Below are 2,115 nucleotides of genomic sequence, written 5' to 3' on the forward strand. Positions count from 1 at the left end.
TATGTAGATAAGATAAGTATGACCGAAATTGCCGAGTTGATGGGACTCAATAACGCCGACGTCGCGAAAACCACGAAGTCCAGGTGCTTCAAAAAGTTCACCTCCTTTGCGCATGAAACCCTGAAAGAATCTGTATAGTGGCGCTGGAAGCATATGATATTGACCTCATTGAAAAAGCGATTGACCAGGAGTTATCGGAATTTGAACAGTTAGAATTTAAAAAAAGGCTACAAGAGTCAGGTGAGTTTAAAGCATACTATGATCAACATCAGAGCTTGTTGGGTCATTTAAGGGCTTACAAAAAGAATGAAGTCAAAAATGAGTTGAAGTCACTTTATGCTGATTTCAAAAATGAAAAGACCCATCCGACAAGCTCGGGATTTCCTTCATTGCTGAGATACGGCATAGCAGCTGCTTTTACCATAGCGACTACCGTTTTCATTTGGGTAATTACCAATAAGCCCAGAAATGTGCAAGAACTATATGCTCAATACTATACGCCTTATGAAGGCGGTCCATTACTAAGAGGTGAAGAACAAGACTCTATGCAAATGGCCTTATCTGCTTATTATCAAGAAGATTATCCTAAAGCACTTTCGCTTTTTTTGAACCTGGAAAGCCCAAAAAGGCTTTTGCTTATTGGCAATTGTCATATAAACCTGGATCAGTATGAAGAAGCTGAACAGGCGCTCAGAAAGGAATATTCGACGCCCAATACCCTTTACAAGGAAGAGGCAAAGTGGTATTTAGCTATGCTATACTTAAAGCAAGGTCAAAAAGAGCAGGCAGTTAAGATGTTAGAAGGGCTATCAGAGGATTATTACTACGATCGGGCGCAAGACATTCTCGAAGAACTTGACTAAATATATTTTTCTACATCGCTAAAACTAATCGCCTGCCCTTCGCTAATAATTTTAAGCCAGGAGGCCACATAATCAAGTAGATCACTTTCGCCTCTGGAACGAATGTACTCCGTCATAAGCTTAACGTGCATGATAATCCACATGCTCGACATCATCCGCCTGGATATCTCGTAGCGGTTTTCTCCTTCCATGTTAATATTGAGACAGAATCCTATACGTGCAAGCTCTTTATACACTTCCTGAAGCGTGGCACACTCTATTTCATTTGAACTGTAGGTGATACTCTTCATGAATTTAATGAAAGCCTCAGCGGTCAACTTCTCACCTTGCCCAGACAAAAAGGACTCGATCTTATCACAGGCCTCGCCGCATTCTATTCTCTCATCATCCGTTTTCAACACAACTGGATATTCCATATGCCATTAATTCTGAGACAATAATAATTTTTATTAGTCAAATTTAATAGTGATGCTATCGCTTTGAACCGATAGCATCACCCTGAACCTTTGTAAGTTTGCCAAATGACAGAAATAATAGCCAAAAGAGACATCCGTCAACTGAGCCTAGAGCAACTTACAGAATACTTCCTTGCTATTGGCGATAAGGGCTTTAGAGCCAAACAGGTGTACGAGTGGCTGTGGAAAAAGTCGGCCAAGGATTTCGACCAAATGACCAACATCTCTCTGGAAACACGTGAGAAATTGAAGGCTGAATTTGTGATTAATCATATCGCCGTTGATGAAATGCAACGGAGTGAGGATGGTACCATTAAAAATGCTGTGAAGCTCTTTGACGGGGCTACTGTAGAGTCTGTGCTTATACCTACGGATAAGCGAATCACCGCCTGCATATCTTCTCAGGTAGGTTGTAGCCTGGATTGCCATTTTTGCGCCACAGCAAGGCTCAAGAGAATGCGTAACCTAAATCCCGATGAAATATACGATCAGGTTGTGGCCATTAAAGAGCAGAGTGAAAGCTTCTTCAACCGGCCGCTAACAAATATTGTGTTCATGGGTATGGGCGAACCCCTGCTAAATTACCATAATGTAATAGACTCCATCGATAAAATTACCAATCCAAAGGGACTGGGTATATCACCAAAACGCATCACCTTATCCACTGTGGGCATCCCTAAATTGATAAAGAAAATGGCCGATGACAGCGTCAAGTTTAACTTGGCTATCTCGCTTCATAGCGCTGTCAACGATACCCGCTCTAAAGTAATGCCTATTAATCTAAAAAGCCCGTTAGA

3 protein-coding genes are annotated in these 2,115 nt (G+C 41.5%); 2 read left to right on the forward strand and 1 reads right to left on the reverse strand.

Annotated features, from left to right (window positions below; translation table 11 throughout):
• Window positions 1–137 precede the first annotated feature (137 nt).
• Complete coding sequence (locus AAGA18_16180; protein MEM9446879.1) at window positions 138–863, forward strand: tetratricopeptide repeat protein; 726 nt, start codon at window positions 138–140, stop codon at window positions 861–863.
• Here the strand turns inward: AAGA18_16180 and AAGA18_16185 are convergent.
• A complete protein-coding gene (locus AAGA18_16185) occupies window positions 860–1,279 on the reverse strand; it encodes a hypothetical protein (protein MEM9446880.1) in 420 nt (139 codons plus the stop codon). The genes AAGA18_16180 and AAGA18_16185 overlap by 4 nt on opposite strands.
• A 105-nt stretch (window positions 1,280–1,384) precedes the next feature.
• Here AAGA18_16185 and rlmN point away from each other — a divergent pair.
• Window positions 1,385–2,115, forward strand: a 731-nt coding sequence (gene rlmN, locus AAGA18_16190; GenBank protein ID MEM9446881.1) for a 23S rRNA (adenine(2503)-C(2))-methyltransferase RlmN, incomplete at its 3' end; no start/stop codon positions are given.

Source organism: Verrucomicrobiota bacterium (genome assembly GCA_039192515.1).
GTDB lineage: Bacteria > Verrucomicrobiota > Verrucomicrobiia > Methylacidiphilales > JBCCWR01 > JBCCWR01.

Coding starts and splice junctions, on each gene's coding strand:
- AAGA18_16185 (MEM9446880.1), bottom strand. CDS start 1,279: ATGGAATATCCAGTTGTGTTGAAAACGGATGATGAGAGAATAGAATGC.